1 protein-coding gene is annotated in these 242 nt (G+C 40.5%); it reads left to right on the forward strand.

The window, feature by feature from the left end:
* On the forward strand, nt 1-242 hold a 242-nt coding region (locus VJI77_RS07710; RefSeq protein WP_323989014.1), incomplete at both ends, for a MutS-related protein.

Genomic DNA, 242 nt, shown 5'->3' on the forward strand with positions numbered 1-242 from the left:
TTACCGGTCCGAATATGAGTGGTAAGAGTGCCATACTTAGGCAAACAGCGCTTATTACCTTAATGGCGCATATGGGAAGTTTTGTACCTGCATCATCGGCTCAAATTCCTTTAACAGACAAGATATTTACGCGTGTAGGTGCCAGTGATAATTTGAGTGGAGGAGAATCAACCTTCATGGTAGAAATGAATGAAACAGCAAGTATCATCAATAATATTTCATCACGCAGCCTGGTATTATTG

It is taken from the genome of Parvimonas sp. D2 (assembly GCF_035282635.1).
Lineage (GTDB): Bacteria > Bacillota > Clostridia > Tissierellales > Peptoniphilaceae > Parvimonas.